Here is an 18,413-nt window from a genome sequence, read left to right as displayed (position 1 = left end):
CTGACCGAGGCAGGGTTCGGTGTTTTTTAAGTAGAAGAGGTGATGTGGTAATGAGTGAGCAGCCGGTGTTGTCTGTTCAAGGATTAAGCGGCGGGTACAGCATAAACCGTCCGGTTCTGCATGATATCACGTTCCAGGTGCAGCCGGGGGAGATGGTCGGTCTGATCGGATTGAACGGGGCGGGGAAGAGCACGACGATGAAGCATATCCTCGGACTGATGAATCCGCAGAAGGGAGAGATTGAGGTCCAGGGCAAGCGCCGGACGGAGGACTCCGAGGCGTATCACAGTGCACTGGGTTTTGTTCCCGAATCCCCGCTTCTGTACGATGAGTTGACGGTACGCGAGCACTTGGAATTTACGGCCCGTTCCTACGGCGTTTCCCGCGAGGATTATGAATCGAGGGGGGAGCAGCTGGCGAGGCTGTTCCGGATGGAGGAGAAGATGGACAGCCTGTCAACGCATCTGTCCAAAGGGATGCGTCAAAAGGTGATGATCATGTGCGCATTCGTGGCCAGACCTTCCCTTTATATTATCGATGAGCCCTTCCTCGGGCTGGATCCGCTAGGGATCCGCTCCCTGCTCGATTTCATGCTGGAGCTAAAGGCTTCAGGCTCTTCCATCCTGTTAAGCTCGCATATCCTCTCCACCATCGAGAATTATTGCGACCGGTTTGTGGTGCTGCACCGCGGCAGCATTATTGCCCAAGGAACGCTGGAGGAAATGCGGGAGCAAGCGGGAAGGCCGGGCCTTCCGCTGGAGGAGCTGTTTAATGTATTGGTTCAAGGCGGTAGCGGCATATGAACTTGCGCGAGCTGTATGATAAACGGCGCGGTCAGTTCTGGGGCGATATCCTGCCCTATCTGGGTTATGTCATACAAAGCGGGGTCGCCGTCGTTACGCTGTTCCTGCTGATCGCGTTCGCGGCGTGGTATACGGCCTTTCTGCAGCATATTCCGCAGGGGCTCCCGATTCGCTGGATCATGCTGGTTATTTTGCTCCCGATCGTCATTAACAGCAGCGTACGCACGTATCTGCGCTCGGCGGACACCGTTTTTCTGCTGCCGCAGGAATCCCGAATGAGCACTTATTTTCGCAAAGGCTGGATTAGCGGTGTCGTGTACAAAATCATCGGTTTAGGCATCGTGCTCCTTATCTTATGGCCTCTGTACATACGCAGTGATACATCACCTAAGACGCTTCTGGTCACATTCCTGGTGCTGGTTGCCCTCAAGCTGCTCGCCAGTTACGGAAGTTGGAGGGAGCAGCTGATGGTGTCCCGTACCGCGGCAGGCGCTTACCGTTTACTGCGGTGGGCCGTTTCGGCGCTCGGCATTGCCGCTTGGCTGTGGCATCCGTCCGGGCGAAGCCTGATTTTTATTGCGCTGCTCGGTCTCGCGTATGGATTCGCTGTGCGCTTTCCTGTCCGGCACCTTGTCGCCTGGGAGCGGTTAATCGCCATTGAACGCAGACAGGCCGGACGGGTCATGCTGGTGCTGAGCTGGTTCGTGAATGTGCCGCAGCGCGAACAGCGCGTGCACGCCAGGAAATGGCTGTCGGGATGGGGAAGGGGCGTTCCATGGGGCAAGGACGAGGCCTACCGGTATTTGCTCGTCAAGAGCTTTGCCCGCAGCGATATCTTGGGCATTCTGGTGCGGGTCGGGCTACTGGGAGTGCTGCTCGTATGGCTCACCCGGGAGGACTGGGCTTCGGCAGCCGTATATTGGATCGGGCTCTTGATCATCGGACTGCAGCTGTCCGCCCTGCGCAAGCTTCATCCTGAATCATTCTGGCTGCATATTTACCCGCTCCCCGAGGGGACAAGGCGGGAGAGCGAGAACAAGCTGATCTTTCAGGTGCAGCTGTTCTGGGTCGTGCTGCTGTGGCTGCCGTTGATCCCGGCCGTTCCCGGAACGCCGGATCGGACGCTTCTCACGCTGGCAGGAGGGATCGCGTTGGTTCTTCTGTCCCGCTGGAACGCCGTCCGAAAGAACCGGCGAGCCGACGATGATGATGAATAGATAGGCGAAGATGATGATAAAGAGATAGACGAAGATGATGATAAATAGAGGAAGGCCGGGATGCATCCATCCCGGCCTTCCTCTATTGCTTTCGTATGAATAGTAGCCGTATCAGCAGCAGAAACCGCAGTGTCCTTCGGGGTCGGACGACCTGTCATTATCCGTGCCGCCAGCTAGGAAGTGGCTTAGACCCAGAAAGAACGAGTGATGATAACGAGCAGGATAAAGAGAACCAGAATGGCTCCTACTCCGTATCCACCGCCATATCCGCCGTATCCGCCGCATCCTCTTACATCTTCAACTGCACCCATGTTCATTCCCCTTTCACTTAGTTGAATTGTAGTACATGGTATTGTATGTTGCAGGGGGGCTATGTGTATGGGCGAGCGTTTATTTATCACAGAAAGATGCTCTGATGCAAAGCGGGACAAGGGTCTATCGGCTTAAGCCTGCTGCAAATCCTGAATTCCTTGGTAGATCAGGTCGAACAGATCCTCCAGGTACTCCTCTTCAATGCAGGAGAATGCAATCCGGAGATCCTCTTCGCCCAGGGCAATCGTCCCGACGCCGTATTGGCGGATCAGATGGGACCGAAGCGCTTCAGCCGATACCGTCTTCAGCTTCAGGCACATGAAGTATCCCGAGTTAAACGGATAGTATTCCCAGACATCACCGTATTTGCCGCTGTCGAGAATGGCCTTTACTTTATTGGCGCGTCCCTTCATAATGCTGAACTTCTCTTGCTTCTGCTCCTCGAATTCCGGAGCCTTCAGCGCTTCGAGGACGAACGATTGCGAAGGATGCGGACCGCTGGAGATGGTTGCCCGGATGATGCCGAGGGTCTTCTGCTCAAGTACATCCAGCACATCCTGGTTCTCCGAGGCGAAGGTGATGAAGCCTACGCGGAAGCCCCACACATATTCTTCCTTCGTAGCGCCGTCGACTTTAACAGGCAGGATTCGCGGATGGAGGCCGGCAAGATGACCGAACAGCGATTCCGTTAAGGAGTTCTCGAAGAACAGTCCGAAATATGCGTCATCGGTCACGACGACAACATTGATGCCGGCTTCGGCGGCTTCCGTAATCGCGGATACGATGGCTGCACCTTCCTCGGCTCCCGGCGTGTAGCCTGTCGGGTTGTTCGGGAAGTTCAGCAGAACGATCGCTTTGCCTTTATCCTTCTGGTTCAGAAGAGCCTCGCGAAGTCCCTCCGCATTAAACTTCATATTTTCAGTGAAAAGAGGATAGGTTACATGAACGCCATGGCGGCGGATGCCGAACGTCAGCTCGTAATTCTCCCAGTTCTTGTCCGGATAAATGACCGCATCGCCCTCATCGGCGAACAGGTCGGCCACGATGCTGAGACCATGAGTCAGGGCATTGGTGACGATCGGATTGCTGAAGCTCTTTCCCTCCAAGGACGGATTCTCACGGAGCATCTTGTTCCGCCATACGGAGCGCAGCTCGGGCTTGCCTGCCGGCGGGGCATAAGGATACAGATCCTTCGGCTGGAAAGCCGAAAGCTTATCCTGGATCACGCCAAGATGCATCGGGATGCCGCCTTCGGTGGCGATGCCGATCGTTGCGTTATATTTCTTCGCTTGGGCGGATGCCTCCGCCGACTGACTCAGAATTCCTTCCTTCGGGAAGTATATTTCTTTGCCGAGCGTGGAGAGCATGTCATACACATGCGGGTTGCCTGCTAACAGTTTCTCGTTCAATTGTCCAGCCAATGGGTTCATGAAATGGTTCCTTCCTTCCGAGTACTTTTGGTTAAGGTAAGAGGCGAATGCATGAAAGCTTCTTACATTTTCATTGCCTTTCATTATACCATCAGACCCGGGAACCGTCACGGATAAATGCCCAGATTTAACGCGGTCCAGGGTAATATTTACAGATGTGCGCCGCCGTCTCGCCGTCCCGGGTCCGGCCGCGTTCCTCAAGCCGTCCGATCATGTCCTGCAGCCGATCAGGCTTCAAATTTTGGCCGAATTTGAATTTGGCGCTCATCCGCTTCGGAACGAGCTTGATTACCGCTACACCCTTGAGCCGGGAAGCATAGGCGCGGTCTCCGGCGTCGATGGTACGGTAGCCGCCCTCGGGCTGGAGCTTGCGCATCATGGCTTCCATCGCTAATGCTTTTTCCTCAAGATCATGGACGAGGACGGCTTCTCCTGCTGCCGTTACGCTCTTGAAGTAGGCCGTAGCGGGACATGCCATTTCCGGATCCGAGAAATAGGAAGGGATCAAAGCATACTCATCGGCCACCGTAAAGCTGACGGCGGGAGTGCGGCGCAAGTGCTCCATTTTCTCCCCCAGCCGGCTGCCGTGAAAGTAGAAGCTCCCCTGTACATAAACAAAATTCAGCGGCGTAACCCGTGGCAGCCCGTGTTCATCCACGGTTCCAAGAAAGCCGAAGCTCATTCCGTTCAGGAAGTCTTCGATCTCCTTCGGATCCTCGATTGCAAATTCGTCTCTTCTCATGATATTACGCTCTCCCTCCATCGCATTGTGATGAGTATCAGCATACGACGAACATTGACAAGGAAAAAGCGCCAATTTACATTAATTTATATAGTCCAATTTAAAATAAGGGAGGTCCCTTCGGTGGAGCTTGGGCTTCCGTTCGAGACATACGTCGAGCAGTATAAATATAAATATTTGGCGCTTTATCATGCCATTCGCGCTGCGATTCACAGCGGCAGACTGCCGGAAGGGACGCGCCTGCCCGCTACCCGGGAGCTTGCCAAGCTTTACGGCATATCCAGAGGCTCCGCTGCGCAAAGCTATGACATGCTGATGGCGGAAGGCTATGTCGTCTCAAGGCAGGGGAGCGGCACTTACGTCGCCGAGGGGATCACGGTGCCTGAGCAGCCGCCTCCTGCCGAAGCGGTCCCGCTGCTGTCGGCCTGGGGCCGGCGGCTTGTGGAGCTCCGGGACGAATCCGCCGAGGCCCGCCGGTCGGAGCTGGCGCCGCCTGAAGGAACCATATCCTTTGCCGATGCGCGCATGCCGATGGAGGATTTTCCGTATGACGAATGGCGGAGCGCATTGAACTATGCCGGCGGGAGCGGAGGGAAGGAGCTGTCCTCCGGCGCTCCGCCCGAAGGCGCGCTGGAGCTTCGGCGGGCGATTGCCGGACATCTTCGGTTTACGCGGGGCATCCAGGCGGAGCCGGAGCATATCGTAATCTTCAGCGGGTCGATGCAGGGCATCGTCCTGCTCTTCCAGCTCCTGCTGGACCCCGGCGACCGCGCGGTGATCGAGGATCCCGGCTACGACGGGATCCGCAGGGGCGTGTCCGCTACCGGCGGGATTCCATTGCCGGCTCCGGTTGATGCTTCCGGGCTTGTCCCTGTCGACTGGGACGCCAGGCTTCTGGTCGTTAGTCCGAGCCGGCAGTACCCTACGGGAGCCGTGCTTCCGCTAGAGAGGCGGCGGGCGCTGCTGAACTGGGCGAGAACCCGCCAGGCTTACATTATCGAGGATGACTACGACAGCGAGCTTCGCTGGGGAGGCAAGCCGATCGAGCCATTGAAGATGCTCGATGACGAGGGAAGGGTGATCTTCGTCGGCTCCTTCTCCAAGACGATGTTCACCGGTCTGCGGATCGGTTATGCGGTGCTCCCTCCGAGTCTTACGAATGCCGTCGTCAGGGCCAAGTCGCTGTATGATCCGATCTCGCCCGGCGTGCTGGAGCAGCGGGCGTTGGCACGGTTCATCGCCAGCGGCGGTTACGGGCGGCATCTCCGGCGGATGACCCGGCGCTACGGCGCGAGGTATCGAACGCTTCGCGAAGCGATGGACGCTCATGCAGGCGGCTTATTCCGGCTCCGGCCCTGCGACGCGGGGCTTCACGTGTATGCGGACTGGCTGCAATCGCCCGCCGAGTATCACGCGTTTCGCCAAGCCGCGCGCAGTCGCGGCGTGCTGTTTCGCGATGCGACCGTTTACAGCTGCACGCCTGGTCCGCCCGGCGCATGCTTTGGATTTTCCCAGTTGGAGCGGGCAAATATCGAAGCAGGCGTTCTCCGTTTGGCCTCGGCATGGGCGGACATGCAAAAAAACGGAAAACCGGGTATGATGGAGAGAGAATATTTTTAAAAGAGATGAGGGGGAATGACGTGATGCTGAATGCATCGCCGTCTTCTTTTGTAATAATGCCCGCGCTCGCGAAGATCGTCTGCGAGCCGGGCTGGAAGTGGCAGAAACGCGAGCGGCCCATGCAGAACTACGATTTGTTTTATGTATGGAGCGGTGAAGGTACGCTGGAACTGAATGATAAGCCGTATGAGATCGGTAAAGGAAGCTGCTTTCTGTTCCGTCCGGGCGACCATACCAGCGCGACGCATAATCCACAGAAGCCGCTCGTTTTAACATATATACATTTTGACGTGAAGGAGCCGGTTACGGACATTCCGGCCCCGTACCGGCAGCTGGGCGAGACGATGGATTTCGAATATTTGCTGGCCCGGTATGTCCGGTTGTATCTGGACAAGCCTTACGGGGCGGAAGAAGAGGGCCAGCTTATCCTGAAGCAGCTCATGATTCATCTGCTGCGGTCTGACCTGAATGAGCCTGTCGTAAAAAAAGCCAGCAACCAGCTGATGGAGGCGATCCACGAAATCGCCAACTATGTGCGCCAGCACCCGGGGATTCCGCATCGCGTGGAGGATTTGGCGGCAAGAGCCGGACTGTCCCCGCGTTATTTCTCGATCAAATTCAAGGAGCTGATCGGTACGCCGGTCCAATCCTATATTATCCAGATGCGGATCGAGCGGGCGCAGCATCTGCTGGTGCACCAGGGAATGAATGTCACGGAAGTGGCCGACGCCCTCGGGTATCGCGACATTTTCTTTTTCAGCCGGCAATTCAAGCAGTATACCGGAAAGAGTCCGTCCGAAATCAGGTGATTCCCCCTCTCCCTACCGTTCACGCATGCTCTTCGCGAAGCGGAAGGGGCCTCGGGGTTTCAACGTAAGCAATTTAGGGTAATCCTCGCTTACGGTATATAGAGAGCAAGTGAGCTTTGAAAGGGGGTGTACGGGAATGAGCCCAAGAAGACGGGTGCGCGGGCGGTTTTTCAGTCGCGGCGGCGGCAGTATTTTTCGAAATCGGCTGCGCCGCATGAAGTCGACCATAAACCAAGGGCATCTTGATGTATGGTTTTGATGGAGCCTGAGTATTTTGTCCGGGGATAACAGGCGTGACCCCGATTTTATATACGATGATCCGAAGCTAGCAGCCCAGCCGGGTGATCTTCAAGTGCCTTGTACATACCTGGTTGGTGAGAAGCACCATGTTGGAATTATTTTATAAGTTAAACGTAAAAGGGAGTCCGGGAGGGCTCTCTTTTTACATGGGACTTGCGTGATGCCCCTTGGCTTTATGCTCGAGCTCTAAGTTTCACGATTGAGCTTGGGACCGACCCCGTGTATGATCAGTTTACGGATATTCGGAAGCGGTTTATAAGAGGTTTTCGAGTTGCGGCAAGGTATAAGGCCAAGCAGGGAACTGGCGACTGCATGATTGAGAAAGCTGGGGGGATGGAGTTTATGAAAGCGGCGAATCAAAAGACAGCCCTGGTGACAGGCGCATCCAGCGGCTTCGGACTGCTGATCAGCATCGAGCTGGCGAAAGGCGGGTATGATGTCGCAGCCGGGATGCGAAGGCCGGAGGCAGCCGGGGAGCTCCTGCAGCAGGCGGCGAAGTTCGGTGTGGCCGAGCGGATTCGCGTGATCGAGCTGGATATTTGCAGCGAAGAGCAGGTACAGGCAGCTGCACGCTCCGTGGAGCAGGAGCTCGGGCGCCTGGATGTGCTGGTGAATAACGCAGGCATCGCGGTCGGCGGATTCGTGGAAGAGGTGCCGCTTAGCGAGTGGAGACGACAGCTCGAGACCAATGTGATCGGAACCGTCTCCGTGACGCAAAGCATGCTGCCGTTGATGCGGCGGACGGGTAAATCCAAAATGATTCTGATCAGCAGCATCAGCGGCGTTGTCGGCTTTCCGGGCTACGGCCCGTACGCCGCTTCCAAATTTGCCGTTGAAGGCCTTGGCGAAAGTCTCGCCATGGAATTGATGCCTCTAGGCATCGATGTGGTGCTGGTGCAGCCCGGCGCTTACGGCACGCCGATCTGGGGGAAGAGCTTCGGGGAGTTGAAGGTGAGGGAGGGTTCGCCATACAGCGGGATGCTGAAGCGGGTATTGGCATACTCCGAACGGACCGCCAAAAAGAGCGGGGATCCGCTCGAGGTTGCAAGGTTGGTGGCTCGAATCGCCGGTATGAAGCATCCGAGCTTCCGGTACCGGCTTCCCCGCAGCACCCGGCTGACCGGGCGGATCAAGGCATGGCTGCCCGACCGCTTCTTTCAGCGGCTGATCGTCCGGCTATTGGGAAGAGAATAAGGTCTAACATTGCCCTTGTTCGATAGGGACGCAACGGGAGTCATTGCGGTCATGAATGAAGGCATCCGCAAGGACGTTCTTTATTTTTCCATACACAGCTCCTGCTCCAAGCACGCATCCCGCTTCTGCTTCTTGTCTGCGGGCGGATGGAGGATGCCGAGCAGCTCGCCCATTTTAACCGTCGTCCCGAGAGCGAGATCTCCCCGGGGGGTAAAGGTGCCGCTCTCGGTCAACAGCACAACGGTTGAGCCGAATTCGAAGTAGGCCAGCTCGTCCCCGATCTGCCATTTCGTCACGCTCTCGTCGGCATAACGGATGCTGCTTACGTTCAATGCTCCGACCTTGACCACGGCAACCTCACCGAAATCATGCTTGATATAGGTAATGAGCCTTTCGTTGCGGCTAAGCACCGACCGGATATGGGTCATGGCAAACTCGTTGACGGGATACACCTTGCCCTTGAGGTGCTCCCGCTCGATCTGCACGCCGGTAACGGGGGCGTGAATGCGATGGTAATCCGTCGGGCTTAAATATAAGACGAACGCATAACCGTTCACATAATTCTCGAACCTTGGAGACTGCGCAAGCAGCTCTTCAATGGTGTAATCCTGTCCCTTGACGTTCAGGATGGTGCCGGTATCGATGGTGCCCATGGCGGTAATCGTCGCATCAACCGGGCTCACCATTGCATCAGCGGTCGTATCTATGGCCCGCAGGCCGAGCTTTAACCGGCGGGAGAAGAATTCATTGAGCGAGCGGTATTCATGCAGCTCTTTCTCCGCTTCATGCGCCGGTATTTGATATATTCGAATAAATGCAGGGATCAGATGACGGCTCAACCGGCTGTGGGAGAACTGCCCCACCAAATGGGACAACCACTTACGGGAGGAGAGCTCAGTCATCAGACGCAGCAATCGTTTGGCCATGTTATTCTCCTTTTTTGTGCAAAGACCTAAGCTATCGATGATGCTTGAAAAGCAATCATTCTGATATTGACATAGAATCGGCTGGAAATCAACAAACGTACCTTGAAGAAAAAAAAGACCCTTGCCAAATCAGGAAAGGCTGTGTATTTTAAAGTTAACATAAAACCGAATAGGGAATACGGGTGCTTGAGTGAATCAGGCTGAGATTGCAGCTGCTATCCGCTGTTGACCGTTAATCTGAACTGGGTAATGCCAGCGTAGAGAATATCCGCCCCTGCTTATACTAGGGCCTAATTTCCGTCTGCGCGTTTTCCAGACGGTTTTTTGTTGTGTTTTTTTTTCATTTCAAAAAATAGCGATGGAGAGGGGAAGTTGTACGATGGAAACGATGAGGCAAGGCATAATGGGGGCTCAACCCAGAAAAGGGCTTAGACTGAGCGATATTTTGGTGACGGTGCTTGTATCGCTGGTGCTGGGCGTGGTGTATCACTTTTGGGGATCGGTATACAACCTGCTGAAGCCGCTCTTTTTCGAAGCGGACGAATTGCTGTACGGCATGTGGTTCGCCGCGGCGACGCTGGCCTATCTGCTGATCCGGAAACCTGGCGTGGCGATCATTGCAGAGGTTGCGGCCGCGCATGTCGAAGTGCTGTTCGGCAGCGGGTGGGGGCTTACGCTGCTGATGTACGGCTTGATTCAAGGCTTGGGTGCCGAGCTCGTATTTGCCGCAACCCGTTACCGCAGCTCTTCCGCCTTCACGGTGGCTCTGGCGGGGGCTGCTGCCGCCGTCGGCTCGATGCTGCTTGATTTCTTCTACAGCTACACGGACGATCTACAGACCTGGATGTTTCTGGCGAAATACGGCATGCGGATCTTCAGCGGCGCCGTCATTGCAGGCCTCCTGATGCTCATCCTCGCCAAAGCGCTGGAGCGTACCGGCGTAACCTCCCTGCTGCGCCCGGCATCGCAAAAAGACTATGAGGCGCTGGACGATTCGCGCCATGTCTAAAATGCAAACGGGCGTACACCTCGGAAACACGGTGGATGCGCCTAATGATCTCCAGGCGGAACCGGCGCTTTATGTAGAAGGGCTGCGCCTTAAATACCCGGGCGAGGAGCGGCTGATGTTCAAAGATCTTTCGTTCTCCGCCGCCCGCGGAGAAAAGGTGCTGCTGCTGGGTCCAAGCGGCTGCGGCAAATCGACGCTTCTTCAGGTGCTGAGCGGGATGATTCCCCGGGCGACGGAGGTGCCGATGAAATGCGAGGCGCAGAAGCTTCCCGTTTCCTGGGGATATGTGTTCCAGGATCCGGACACCCAGTTCTGCATGCCGTTCGTCGACGAGGAGCTGGCATTCGTCCTTGAAAACCAATGCGTTCCACGGGAGCAGATGGAAGAGCGGATGCAGGCAGCGCTGCAAGCCGTCGGCTTGGAGCTGGAGTCGCTCCATGTCAAAATCGCGCATTTATCGCAAGGGATGAAGCAGCGTCTTGCCCTGGCTTCTGCCCTATTGCTGGAGCCGGAGGTGCTGCTGCTGGATGAGCCGTCGGCGCTGCTCGATCCCGAGGGCCGCGAACAAATCTGGACGGCGGTGAAGGCCGTGTCCGCAGGGCGCACCTTGATCATTGTGGAGCACCGGATTGAGGAGATGGCTGAATATGCAGACCGGGTCGTGCTTTTTGGCCCGGATGGGACGATTCTGGGTGAAGGCACGCCGGCCGACGTATTCGCCCGCTATTCACGGGAGCTGAAGGAATTCGGCATCTGGTATCCCGGCGTATGGGACGACTATGCGCAGTCCCTATCCGGCAGGGAGGTATTTGCACCGCTCGGGGTATCCTCCGGCGGATCCCGCCAGGATGACTCCTTCGCCCGGGATTCGGGAAAAGCCGCTCAGCTACAGAACCGGGAGCGGCTCCATTCCGTTGAGGAGTCCGGACGGCTTACCGGAACGGACTTTACGTCGGCAGAACAGATCAAGCCTGCCGTTCAGCTGGCCCAGTTCTCAGGCAAGCGTTGGGACAAAGCCGTTATTACCGTCCAAGGGGCGGAGGTGTATCCGGGCGATTTTATTGCGATTGTGGGGCCGAACGGAGCGGGGAAGAGCTCGCTGCTTCTGAGCCTGATGGGGCTGCTGAATGCGGAAGGCACGTACCGCCTCAGCGGGGAGGAGGTTCCGTTAGGGAAAGGAAGACGAAACCGCAAACAAAGGGAGCGAATGCTCCGCCGAATCGGATTCGTATTTCAGAATCCCGAGCTGCAATTCGTGACGGAGCGCGTTACGGATGAGGTGGCGTACTCCTTGCTGGTGGACGGCATGTCCGCGGATGAGGCGGCTGAGCAGGCCCGCCGGACGCTGGAGCGATTCGGACTAGACGGCAAGGAGAGCCGGCATCCATACCAGCTATCCACGGGCCAGAAACGCCGCCTCAGCGTGGCCACAGCCATGGCCAGACAGCCGGCGGTGCTGCTGCTGGATGAGCCTACGTTTGGCCAGGATGCACGGAATACCTTTGCGATTCTTAAGATGTGCGAACGGCTGCGCCAGGCCGGGACGGCGATCGTGATGGTTACCCACGAGATGCGAATCGCCGAGCAGGCGGCCACCCATATTTGGGAGATCCGTCAAGGGCAGCTGGCTACCTGCATGGCATCGCCCAGGCTGACGGCAAGGAGAGCTCCTGGCTTCCAGGAGAACGGTTATCCGCCAATGAGGGCGGAGGACGAAGCCAAGGAATTTGGCGCCCGTGAGGACAACAAGGAATCTTCAGGCAGACCGTACGCGGAGGTGAGGTCATGAATATATGGAATCCGGTCCGCATCACGTGGCTGCACCGGGCAAATCCGGTGGTGAAGCTGTTTCTCGTCTGCTCCCTGTTCCTGATGACGGTGCTGACGCATGACATTGACTTTGTGGCGTATCAGGCGCTGATCTTTATGCTATGTCTCCTGGCGCTGTCCGGTGTCCGCACATGGAAGATGCTGCTGTTCTTCATTCCGTTTCTGCTCGCGTTCATCTCTTCCTCATCCTCCATGATGCTGTTCGGGAAGGGAGACACGGTTTGGTGGGAATGGGGGCTGTTCAAGGTATCGGAGGAAAGCTTTTATCGTGGATTGCATCTGGGGTTTAAAGGCATCGCTTTTGCCTGTGAAGGTCTTCTGCTGGTGACGACAACGTCGTCGGTCGATTTGTTCTACAGCCTGATGCAAAAGCTGAAGCTTGCTCCCAAGTATGCCTACAGCTTCATGGCATCCATCCGTCTTCTGCCGATGGTGTGGGAGGAATATGTAATCCGCCGGCAAGCGCTGAAGGTGCGGGGAGTGGTCCCGATCCGCGGTGTCCGCGGGGCGGTGAACCGGGCAGGGATGTATGTGGTGCCGCTTCTGGCACAGAGCATCCGCCGGGCGCACCGGGTTGCTGCGGCGATGGAAGCCAAGCGGTTTGACGGTGACCGGGGACGGCGCAGAACTTATTTTTACCCTTCGCGCTACTCCCGCTATGATCTGCTCACCATCGCACTTTTAGCGGCCGCAGCATATGGCGCTTATGCGGCTGCGGGGCATTTTCCATGGTTCGGCATCGGGGATGTGCGCTTTGATTAAATTCGAGGGCATTTTGCGTGAAAGCTCGTAATTTCGCGTAAGATGCCCTTTTTGCGTTTGGCTGGCGCTGCATGGGACCAGTGAAAAAAGAGATGGATTTTTCGTTCGAATGGTATATAATACGGTTGGTACCGAGTAGTTACTATTGGTACCAACCGTACATACCTGGATCGGTATGCGTTCCGCTTGGACGCTGCACCCATTTGAGGTGCCAACAACACAGAACAGCACTCTCTGATGTGACAAGAACAAAAACGACAACGTACGGTTTTGAGGCGACAAGAACAGAAACGACAAAGTACACGTTGAGGGGACAAGAACAGAAGAGACCAAGCACACGTTGAGGGATAAGAACAGGAAAGACAAAGCGCGCCTTGAGCGGACGACAACCCGGTCAGGGGCAAAGCGGAAGTGAAGCGCTGTATCCAAGTGGCTCAACGTAAGAAGAACAAGGAGGCTCGAATATGCGGGAGCGTATTTTGAAAGAAACGATGCGTTTGATCCAGCAGAAGGGATTTGCCTTTACCGTCAGTGATCTGGCGCAGGGGCTTGCGATCAGCAAGCGGACTATTTATGAGCATTTTTCCTCCAAGGAAGAGATCGTCGAGTCGATCGTTGATAGCTTAATTCAGCATATCCAGCAGCGGGAGCGGGAAATTGCGGAAGATGGACAGCTGGGCGTTCTGGAGAAAATCCATCAAATCCTGATCTGTTTGCCGCAAGAGCTTGAGAAGATGGATATGCGCCTTTTGACGGATCTCAAAAAGTTTCATTATAACCAATGGGAGAAGCTCGATACCTTTTTCAGAGAAGAGTGGGGCATCGTCAGCAAGCTGATGGAGCAGGGGATGGCGGAAGGCGTCATCAAGCCGATCTCGCTTCCGTTGTTTATCGATCTGTATCTGGGCGCAATCCAGCAAATGTACGACTCCCGGGCAACGGTGAAGCATCAGATGCCGCTTGGCGAGCTGCTGAAGTCGATCATGGATATCCTGCTGTTCGGCATCGCCGCGGGGCAGGGAAAGGAGAAATGAAACGATGCACTGGTTTTATTTAGCTCTGGCGATCTTGTTTGAAGTTGCCGGGACCATTAATATGAAAATGTCGGAGGGATTTACGAAGCTGCTGCCGAGCGTGCTGCTGGTCGTTTTTTATGTATGCAGCCTGAGCTTTCTGACGCTGAGCCTGAAGCAGATTGAAATTTCGGTGGCGTACGCGATCTGGTCTGGCCTCGGCATTATGATCATCACGCTGATCGGATATTCGTTCTTTTCGGAACAAATTAACGGTTTGAAGATATTCTCGATTCTGCTGATCATCGCAGGGGTTGTGCTGTTGAACCTGTCGGGCGGCGCCCATGCTCAGGAACAGCCGAAGGCGGAGCAAACGGACGTTCAGGCGGGTTGAAAAAGGCTTTGGATCCGGTCAATGGAGCATCAGAGCAGTTGTTTAACGCGCAATAATGTACTATACCCTTTTCGGCCGGCGGCTCTATAATGCAAGGGAATTCCTTGTGAGGAGATGCAGGTCATGAACTTTTCTTCATTCTTTATTTATTGCTTTATCGTTGCGTTCTCTCCGGGGCCGTCGAATATCGTCATTCTGGCATCAGTCCAGCAGTCGGGGATCAAACGAACGCTCCGCTATATCGCCGGGGCATCGATCGCTTTTTTCCTGTTGATTGCCTTATCTGTCGTCCTCGGCGAGACGCTGTCCTCCGGAATGCCGTTCATCCTGCCGGTGCTGCGGGTGGTAGGCTGTCTCTTCATGCTGTATCTGGCGTACCAGGTATACCATATGGACGTATCCAACGCGTCGACAAACCAGACGGCTTCCTTCACATCGGGGTTTCTGATGCAGTTTCTGAATCCGAAGGTCGTGTTGTTCACCCTTACGGTCATTCCGAGCTATGTCATGCCCTATTATACCGAGGGGCCGGTCATTTCCGCCTTCGTTGTCGCTGTTTCGCTGATCGGGCTGGCTGCATATATGACCTGGGCGGTGTGCGGCAATCTGTTTCAGGGTGTTTTGCAAAAATACCGGAGAACGACCAACACGGTTTTGGCTTTGTTCCTGCTGTATTCGGCCATCGTCGTGTCGGACCTACCGAATCTTCTGAGGGGGTGATGGAAGATGGAGCGGTTTATCTATAAAAAAGCGTGCGGCATCACGGCGCTGTCCGCGAGCTTTACCGATTTTAAATATAAGAAGCATTACCACGAGGAGTACGCCCTCGGCGTCACCCTGCGCGGAATTCAGAAGTATTCCCTCGACGGAAGCCAGCAAGCTTCCTATCAAAGCGGCGTGATGCTGTTTCATCCGGAGCAGAGCCATGACGGCTGGTCGCAGGAGCGCACGGGCATTGATTATGTGATGATCTACATTCATCCGCAGCTGTTTCATGAGCTGATCCAGAAGAGGGACATCATCCGCTTCCATACGCCGATCGTGTATCATGCCGGCCTAAGGCAGAGCATTCTGAATGTAACGAGGGCGATATTCACCGGCAAGCCGGAGGCGCTGTGCAGCGAGCTGCTGCTGCGGCTGGCGGGGCATTTTAATGAAGATATACTGAGGTTTGAAGGTAAGCGGGACAGCGGATTTGCCAAGAAGGCGAAGGCGCTGATGCAGGAGCATCTGGATCATGTGCTGCGATTGGATGAAATCAGCTTGGCTTTCGGCATGTCCAAATATCAGTTCATCCGTTCCTTTAAAGCGAACACCGGCATGTCGCCTTACCAATATTACTTAAACTGCAAGGTGGAGCGGGCCAAGCATCTCATCGAGGATAGCCGCGACGTATATCTCGCCGTTTCACAATGCGGATTTACGGATCTTGCGCATTTGAACCGGCATTTCAAAAATGTGTACGGCACGACGGCCTATGATTACATGTCCATTTGGAGCGATAATCTGTTTCTTGTCCGCATGGACAATATGCAGGGGAAAGAGGCGGTTAGCATCGGCGGCAGATGAGCGAATGAGGGACCGGTCGGGGCTTTAGCCCTTTGCTCGTCCGACCTAATGATCAAGTTAATGGGAGCAACCCTCAGGAGACCCGCGTGTCGGTTCGCCCTAGGGTTGCTTCTTTGGGCTGCGGGGAGGTAACGGCCGCATCGCTGCCTTGCTTGCTTCAAAGGGTTTGGAGATCCGGCGAATCGGTGTTAATCTTTAGTTGAATCTAATCAGGATAAGGATGCAGCTGCATGAATAGAGATGGAAGGAATTATGGCCATGGAATACCTATATGAATCGGCACCGCGCAGTTTCGAGGATTTTGCCAGCGGCCGGGTGCTATACAACGCTCGAGGCACAACCTCGTTTCCCGTAAGACTGGCAAGCGAGCTGGCTCAGCGATGCTTTCACCTTCTGGAACAAAAGGGGGCTGAGGGCCCCTACACGTTATATGATCCCTGCTGCGGAGGCGCGTATTTGCTGACCGTGGTCGGGATGCTCCATGGACGGCGGCTGGGCCGGATCATCGGCTCGGATATTCAGCCCGATGTGCTCCCCATCGCGGGAAAAAACCTGTCCCTGCTGCGTAAGGAGGGGCTCGAGCAGCGAGCCGAGCAGATCAAGTCGCTGTATGAACAATACGGAAAGCCGTCCCATCGGGATGCGCTGGAAAGCGCAACTCGCCTGAAGGAGCTGATCGCCGAATCCGCGATCGAAGAAGCGGCATGCTTCCAGAGCGATATTACGGATCCGAAGGGGGGGCTGGACCGAGCCAGAGGAACTCACATCGTTATGACGGATCTCCCTTACGGGGACTTGGTCAGCTGGAGCGGCGGAAGCGGAGAGCCGGTTCAGCGCTTTTTCGATCAGCTTCACCCGATTCTCGATCCCGCCTGCTCGGTGGTCGCAGTCATTTCCGACAAAGGCCAGAAATTAAAGCATGACCGTTTCAGAAGGCTCCAGTATATGAAGATTGGCAAGCGGCAGGCCGCGATCTTTGAACCGCTGGGGAATTGACGCGCTGAGCCGGTCGGCCGGATTGAGGGCTAGACATAGGGCAACAGGTCCAGGCGAAAGTATAAACGGCTAAGAGGGAGGGCAACAGCCCGTCAGCGGAACCATAATCCGCTAAGAGACGGCTCCCGTTTGCCGGTTTTAATACAGGCAAAATAGGGCCAGTTAGAGAGGGCCAAGCCCGGCCAAAAACTCTAAACAACTAAAAAGACGGCTTCCGTTTGTCGGTTACATACCGGCAGAGCGGAGGCTGTTTTTGTATGCAGTCAGTCGGTTGTTATAAAGCCATGCCTAAATCGCTCTTGATTATGAGAAGAAGGTGGGGTAAGATGGAAAACAAATAAACCAAATTGTTTTCCGTGATTTCTGCGTGAGGACTGAGAATGGATAATAGATCATGGACAAAGGAGGATGGGGATGAACCGAACATTAAAATCACTGATGCTCGCTACCGATATCGGATTTATTATATACTGGCTGCTCATCGGCTTGAGCCTGATTCCGAGGGAGTATCTGTATCAGGATTATGACAATCCGCTGCTGGTGGCGTGGAACTTATCGTTCCTTCCGCTGGATCTGCTGATCTCCGGAACCGGCTTATGGAGCATGTATCTCTACAGGAAAGGCCATTTTAAATGGCGGCCGTGGTGTCTGGTTTCACTCGTGCTAACGTTTTGCTCAGGGCTGCAGGCCATTGCATTTTGGAGCATCCGGCTTGATTTCGATCTCTTCTGGTGGCTGCCGAATCTGTTCCTGATGCTGTATCCGCTCTTCTTCCTGCCGAGGCTGATCGGAAGCGGACATTCTGTGAACGAGAAGGAGTCGGTGGCGCTATGAAGGACAAAATCGCCGAGGCCGCCGTTCAGGAGATTGCCCAGCGGGGCCTGAAGTTCTCCATTCGGGATGTTGCAGGCCGTCTCGGGATCAGCACGAAGACCCTGTATCAGCATTTTGAATCCAAGGAGGAATTGGTCGACCATATCGTGGTCCAGTCCATCGGGAATATGATGGCGGAGGAGGAGAAGCTGATGAAGGACGATTCGATTCCTTTAACGGATAAGCTATTCCTGGCATTAACGCTCCTTCCGCAAGGCGTCGCCTTCCACGATATTCGCGTGATGAAGGAATTGGAGCTCCGGTACCCGGAGCAGTGGAGGCAAATCGATGCCTACATGAATACAGGCTGGGAGAATATCCGGCTGATTATTCACGAGGGGGCTGCTGCAGGCATCTTTCGTCCTTTTGATGTCGAGCTGTTCATTCAGGTATATGTAGGGGCATTATATCAGCTGATCGACCAGTATGCTTCCGGTGGCCGGCTGACGCTGCAGCAAGCACTGGAGCAGATGGTCGGCTTCTTGATGGAAGGCATCCGTTCGCCCGCTAACCGGTAAGTCCCCTCCTGTATTCCGCCAAGCATACAAACGCCACGCAGATGTGGAGAATTGCGGCTGCTGTGCAGCCGCTTTTGGCTTTTCTACGAATGCGCC

General features: G+C 55.3%; 20 protein-coding genes and 1 riboswitch. Of the genes, 16 read left to right on the top strand and 4 right to left on the bottom strand.

The genetic code is table 11. The features are described 5' to 3' along the window. Nucleotides 1-50: 50 nt before the first annotated feature. Both NST08_RS24405 and NST08_RS24400 read left to right on the top strand, forming a co-directional pair. Nucleotides 51-803 (top strand): ABC transporter ATP-binding protein, encoded by a 753-nt coding sequence (locus tag NST08_RS24405; RefSeq protein WP_007132021.1) that lies wholly within the window; start codon nt 51-53, stop codon nt 801-803. Beyond that, nucleotides 800-2,020: an ABC transporter permease gene (locus NST08_RS24400; protein ID WP_210094551.1), complete on the top strand. Its 1,221-nt coding sequence runs from the start codon at nt 800-802 to the stop codon at nt 2,018-2,020. The genes NST08_RS24405 and NST08_RS24400 overlap by 4 nt, the downstream gene beginning before the upstream one ends. A gap of 185 nt (nt 2,021-2,205) precedes the next feature. Here the strand turns inward: NST08_RS24400 and NST08_RS24395 are convergent, their stop codons facing one another. The 3 genes from NST08_RS24395 to NST08_RS24385 all read right to left on the bottom strand — a co-directional run bounded on the left by NST08_RS24395 (nt 2,206) and on the right by NST08_RS24385 (nt 4,504). Next, nucleotides 2,206-2,331 (bottom strand): sporulation protein YjcZ, encoded by a 126-nt coding sequence (locus tag NST08_RS24395; protein ID WP_077568058.1) that lies wholly within the window; start codon nt 2,329-2,331, stop codon nt 2,206-2,208. Between the two features lie 132 nt (nt 2,332-2,463). Then, on the bottom strand, nt 2,464-3,762 hold the full coding sequence (locus NST08_RS24390; RefSeq protein WP_007132023.1) for an aminotransferase class I/II-fold pyridoxal phosphate-dependent enzyme: 1,299 nt from the start codon (nt 3,760-3,762) through the stop codon (nt 2,464-2,466). Between the two features lie 127 nt (nt 3,763-3,889). Continuing rightward, entirely contained in the window at nt 3,890-4,504 is a 615-nt protein-coding gene (locus NST08_RS24385) for a pyridoxamine 5'-phosphate oxidase family protein (RefSeq protein WP_007132024.1), read from the bottom strand. Between the two features lie 123 nt (nt 4,505-4,627). Here NST08_RS24385 and pdxR point away from each other — a divergent pair, with 123 nt between their 5' ends. The 4 genes from pdxR (at nt 4,628) to NST08_RS24365 (ending at nt 8,427) form a co-directional block, all read left to right on the top strand. Then, on the top strand, nt 4,628-6,124 hold the full coding sequence (gene pdxR, locus NST08_RS24380; protein WP_007132025.1) for a MocR-like pyridoxine biosynthesis transcription factor PdxR: 1,497 nt from the start codon (nt 4,628-4,630) through the stop codon (nt 6,122-6,124). A 23-nt stretch (nt 6,125-6,147) separates the two neighbouring features. Beyond that, nucleotides 6,148-6,933, top strand: a complete 786-nt coding sequence (locus tag NST08_RS24375) for a helix-turn-helix domain-containing protein (RefSeq protein ID WP_007132026.1) — start codon at nt 6,148-6,150, stop codon at nt 6,931-6,933. Nucleotides 6,934-7,069: 136 nt separating this feature from the next. Continuing rightward, nucleotides 7,070-7,192, top strand: coding sequence for a hypothetical protein (locus NST08_RS24370; RefSeq protein WP_260842860.1), 123 nt, complete (start codon nt 7,070-7,072; stop codon nt 7,190-7,192). Between the two features lie 383 nt (nt 7,193-7,575). Beyond that, the gene (locus NST08_RS24365; protein WP_050954079.1) at nt 7,576-8,427 is read left to right on the top strand and encodes an SDR family oxidoreductase; all 852 of its coding nucleotides are present in this window, start codon (nt 7,576-7,578) and stop codon (nt 8,425-8,427) included. An 80-nt stretch (nt 8,428-8,507) separates the two neighbouring features. Here NST08_RS24365 and asd read toward each other — a convergent pair whose 3' ends face one another. Beyond that, on the bottom strand, nt 8,508-9,353 hold the full coding sequence (asd, locus tag NST08_RS24360) for an archaetidylserine decarboxylase (protein ID WP_007132028.1): 846 nt from the start codon (nt 9,351-9,353) through the stop codon (nt 8,508-8,510). Between the two features lie 168 nt (nt 9,354-9,521). Beyond that, nucleotides 9,522-9,634, top strand: a riboswitch (TPP riboswitch). Between the two features lie 107 nt (nt 9,635-9,741). On the opposite strand from asd, the gene NST08_RS24355 reads away from it, so the two are divergent. The 10 genes from NST08_RS24355 (at nt 9,742) to NST08_RS24310 (ending at nt 18,317) form a co-directional block, all read left to right on the top strand. Next, nucleotides 9,742-10,362, top strand: coding sequence for an ECF transporter S component (locus NST08_RS24355; protein ID WP_208604312.1), 621 nt, complete (start codon nt 9,742-9,744; stop codon nt 10,360-10,362). Continuing rightward, on the top strand, nt 10,355-12,151 hold the full coding sequence (locus NST08_RS24350; protein WP_341342374.1) for an ABC transporter ATP-binding protein: 1,797 nt from the start codon (nt 10,355-10,357) through the stop codon (nt 12,149-12,151). Before NST08_RS24355 ends, NST08_RS24350 begins: the two co-directional genes overlap by 8 nt. Next, nucleotides 12,148-12,954, top strand: a complete 807-nt coding sequence (locus tag NST08_RS24345) for an energy-coupling factor transporter transmembrane component T family protein (protein ID WP_007132031.1) — start codon at nt 12,148-12,150, stop codon at nt 12,952-12,954. The genes NST08_RS24350 and NST08_RS24345 overlap by 4 nt, the downstream gene beginning before the upstream one ends. Nucleotides 12,955-13,418: 464 nt before the next feature. Next, complete coding sequence (locus tag NST08_RS24340) at nt 13,419-13,988, top strand: TetR/AcrR family transcriptional regulator (protein WP_007132032.1); 570 nt, start codon at nt 13,419-13,421, stop codon at nt 13,986-13,988. 4 nt (nt 13,989-13,992) lie between these two features. Then, entirely contained in the window at nt 13,993-14,361 is a 369-nt protein-coding gene (locus tag NST08_RS24335; protein WP_007132033.1) for a DMT family transporter, read from the top strand. 123 nt (nt 14,362-14,484) lie between these two features. Further along, entirely contained in the window at nt 14,485-15,081 is a 597-nt protein-coding gene (locus NST08_RS24330; protein WP_341342373.1) for a LysE family translocator, read from the top strand. Nucleotides 15,082-15,087: 6 nt separating this feature from the next. Further along, nucleotides 15,088-15,930, top strand: coding sequence for an AraC family transcriptional regulator (locus NST08_RS24325; protein ID WP_341342372.1), 843 nt, complete (start codon nt 15,088-15,090; stop codon nt 15,928-15,930). Nucleotides 15,931-16,188: 258 nt separating this feature from the next. Further along, entirely contained in the window at nt 16,189-16,926 is a 738-nt protein-coding gene (locus NST08_RS24320; protein ID WP_341342371.1) for a hypothetical protein, read from the top strand. 414 nt (nt 16,927-17,340) lie between these two features. Next, nucleotides 17,341-17,760 carry a YvaD family protein gene (locus NST08_RS24315; protein WP_210094542.1) on the top strand — a complete coding sequence of 140 codons (420 nt, stop codon included), beginning with the start codon at nt 17,341-17,343 and terminating at the stop codon, nt 17,758-17,760. After that, entirely contained in the window at nt 17,757-18,317 is a 561-nt protein-coding gene (locus NST08_RS24310) for a TetR/AcrR family transcriptional regulator (RefSeq protein ID WP_210094541.1), read from the top strand. The genes NST08_RS24315 and NST08_RS24310 overlap by 4 nt, the downstream gene beginning before the upstream one ends. The last annotated feature ends 96 nt before the right edge of the window (nt 18,318-18,413 follow it).

This window comes from Paenibacillus sp. FSL K6-1566 (assembly GCF_038050475.1).
GTDB lineage: Bacteria > Bacillota > Bacilli > Paenibacillales > Paenibacillaceae > Paenibacillus_AQ > Paenibacillus_AQ lactis.
The sequence above is the reverse complement of the archived record's forward strand: the minus strand, read 5'-3'. Positions and strand labels throughout refer to the sequence as shown.

Bases quoted from the DNA above. Each gene is read 5' to 3' on its own strand.
- NST08_RS24405 (WP_007132021.1), top strand. From the start codon at position 51: ATGAGTGAGCAGCCGGTGTTGTCTGTTCAAGGATTAAGCGGCGGGTAC.
- NST08_RS24400 (WP_210094551.1), top strand. From the start codon at position 800: ATGAACTTGCGCGAGCTGTATGATAAACGGCGCGGTCAGTTCTGGGGC.
- NST08_RS24395 (WP_077568058.1), bottom strand. From the start codon at position 2,331: ATGGGTGCAGTTGAAGATGTAAGAGGATGCGGCGGATACGGCGGATAT.
- NST08_RS24390 (WP_007132023.1), bottom strand. From the start codon at position 3,762: ATGAACCCATTGGCTGGACAATTGAACGAGAAACTGTTAGCAGGCAAC.
- NST08_RS24385 (WP_007132024.1), bottom strand. From the start codon at position 4,504: ATGAGAAGAGACGAATTTGCAATCGAGGATCCGAAGGAGATCGAAGAC.
- NST08_RS24375 (WP_007132026.1), top strand. From the start codon at position 6,148: ATGCTGAATGCATCGCCGTCTTCTTTTGTAATAATGCCCGCGCTCGCG.
- NST08_RS24370 (WP_260842860.1), top strand. From the start codon at position 7,070: ATGAGCCCAAGAAGACGGGTGCGCGGGCGGTTTTTCAGTCGCGGCGGC.
- NST08_RS24365 (WP_050954079.1), top strand. From the start codon at position 7,576: ATGAAAGCGGCGAATCAAAAGACAGCCCTGGTGACAGGCGCATCCAGC.
- asd (WP_007132028.1), bottom strand. From the start codon at position 9,353: ATGGCCAAACGATTGCTGCGTCTGATGACTGAGCTCTCCTCCCGTAAG.
- NST08_RS24355 (WP_208604312.1), top strand. From the start codon at position 9,742: ATGAGGCAAGGCATAATGGGGGCTCAACCCAGAAAAGGGCTTAGACTG.
- NST08_RS24350 (WP_341342374.1), top strand. From the start codon at position 10,355: ATGTCTAAAATGCAAACGGGCGTACACCTCGGAAACACGGTGGATGCG.
- NST08_RS24345 (WP_007132031.1), top strand. From the start codon at position 12,148: ATGAATATATGGAATCCGGTCCGCATCACGTGGCTGCACCGGGCAAAT.
- NST08_RS24340 (WP_007132032.1), top strand. From the start codon at position 13,419: ATGCGGGAGCGTATTTTGAAAGAAACGATGCGTTTGATCCAGCAGAAG.
- NST08_RS24335 (WP_007132033.1), top strand. From the start codon at position 13,993: ATGCACTGGTTTTATTTAGCTCTGGCGATCTTGTTTGAAGTTGCCGGG.
- NST08_RS24330 (WP_341342373.1), top strand. From the start codon at position 14,485: ATGAACTTTTCTTCATTCTTTATTTATTGCTTTATCGTTGCGTTCTCT.
- NST08_RS24325 (WP_341342372.1), top strand. From the start codon at position 15,088: ATGGAGCGGTTTATCTATAAAAAAGCGTGCGGCATCACGGCGCTGTCC.
- NST08_RS24320 (WP_341342371.1), top strand. From the start codon at position 16,189: ATGGAATACCTATATGAATCGGCACCGCGCAGTTTCGAGGATTTTGCC.
- NST08_RS24315 (WP_210094542.1), top strand. From the start codon at position 17,341: ATGAACCGAACATTAAAATCACTGATGCTCGCTACCGATATCGGATTT.
- NST08_RS24310 (WP_210094541.1), top strand. From the start codon at position 17,757: ATGAAGGACAAAATCGCCGAGGCCGCCGTTCAGGAGATTGCCCAGCGG.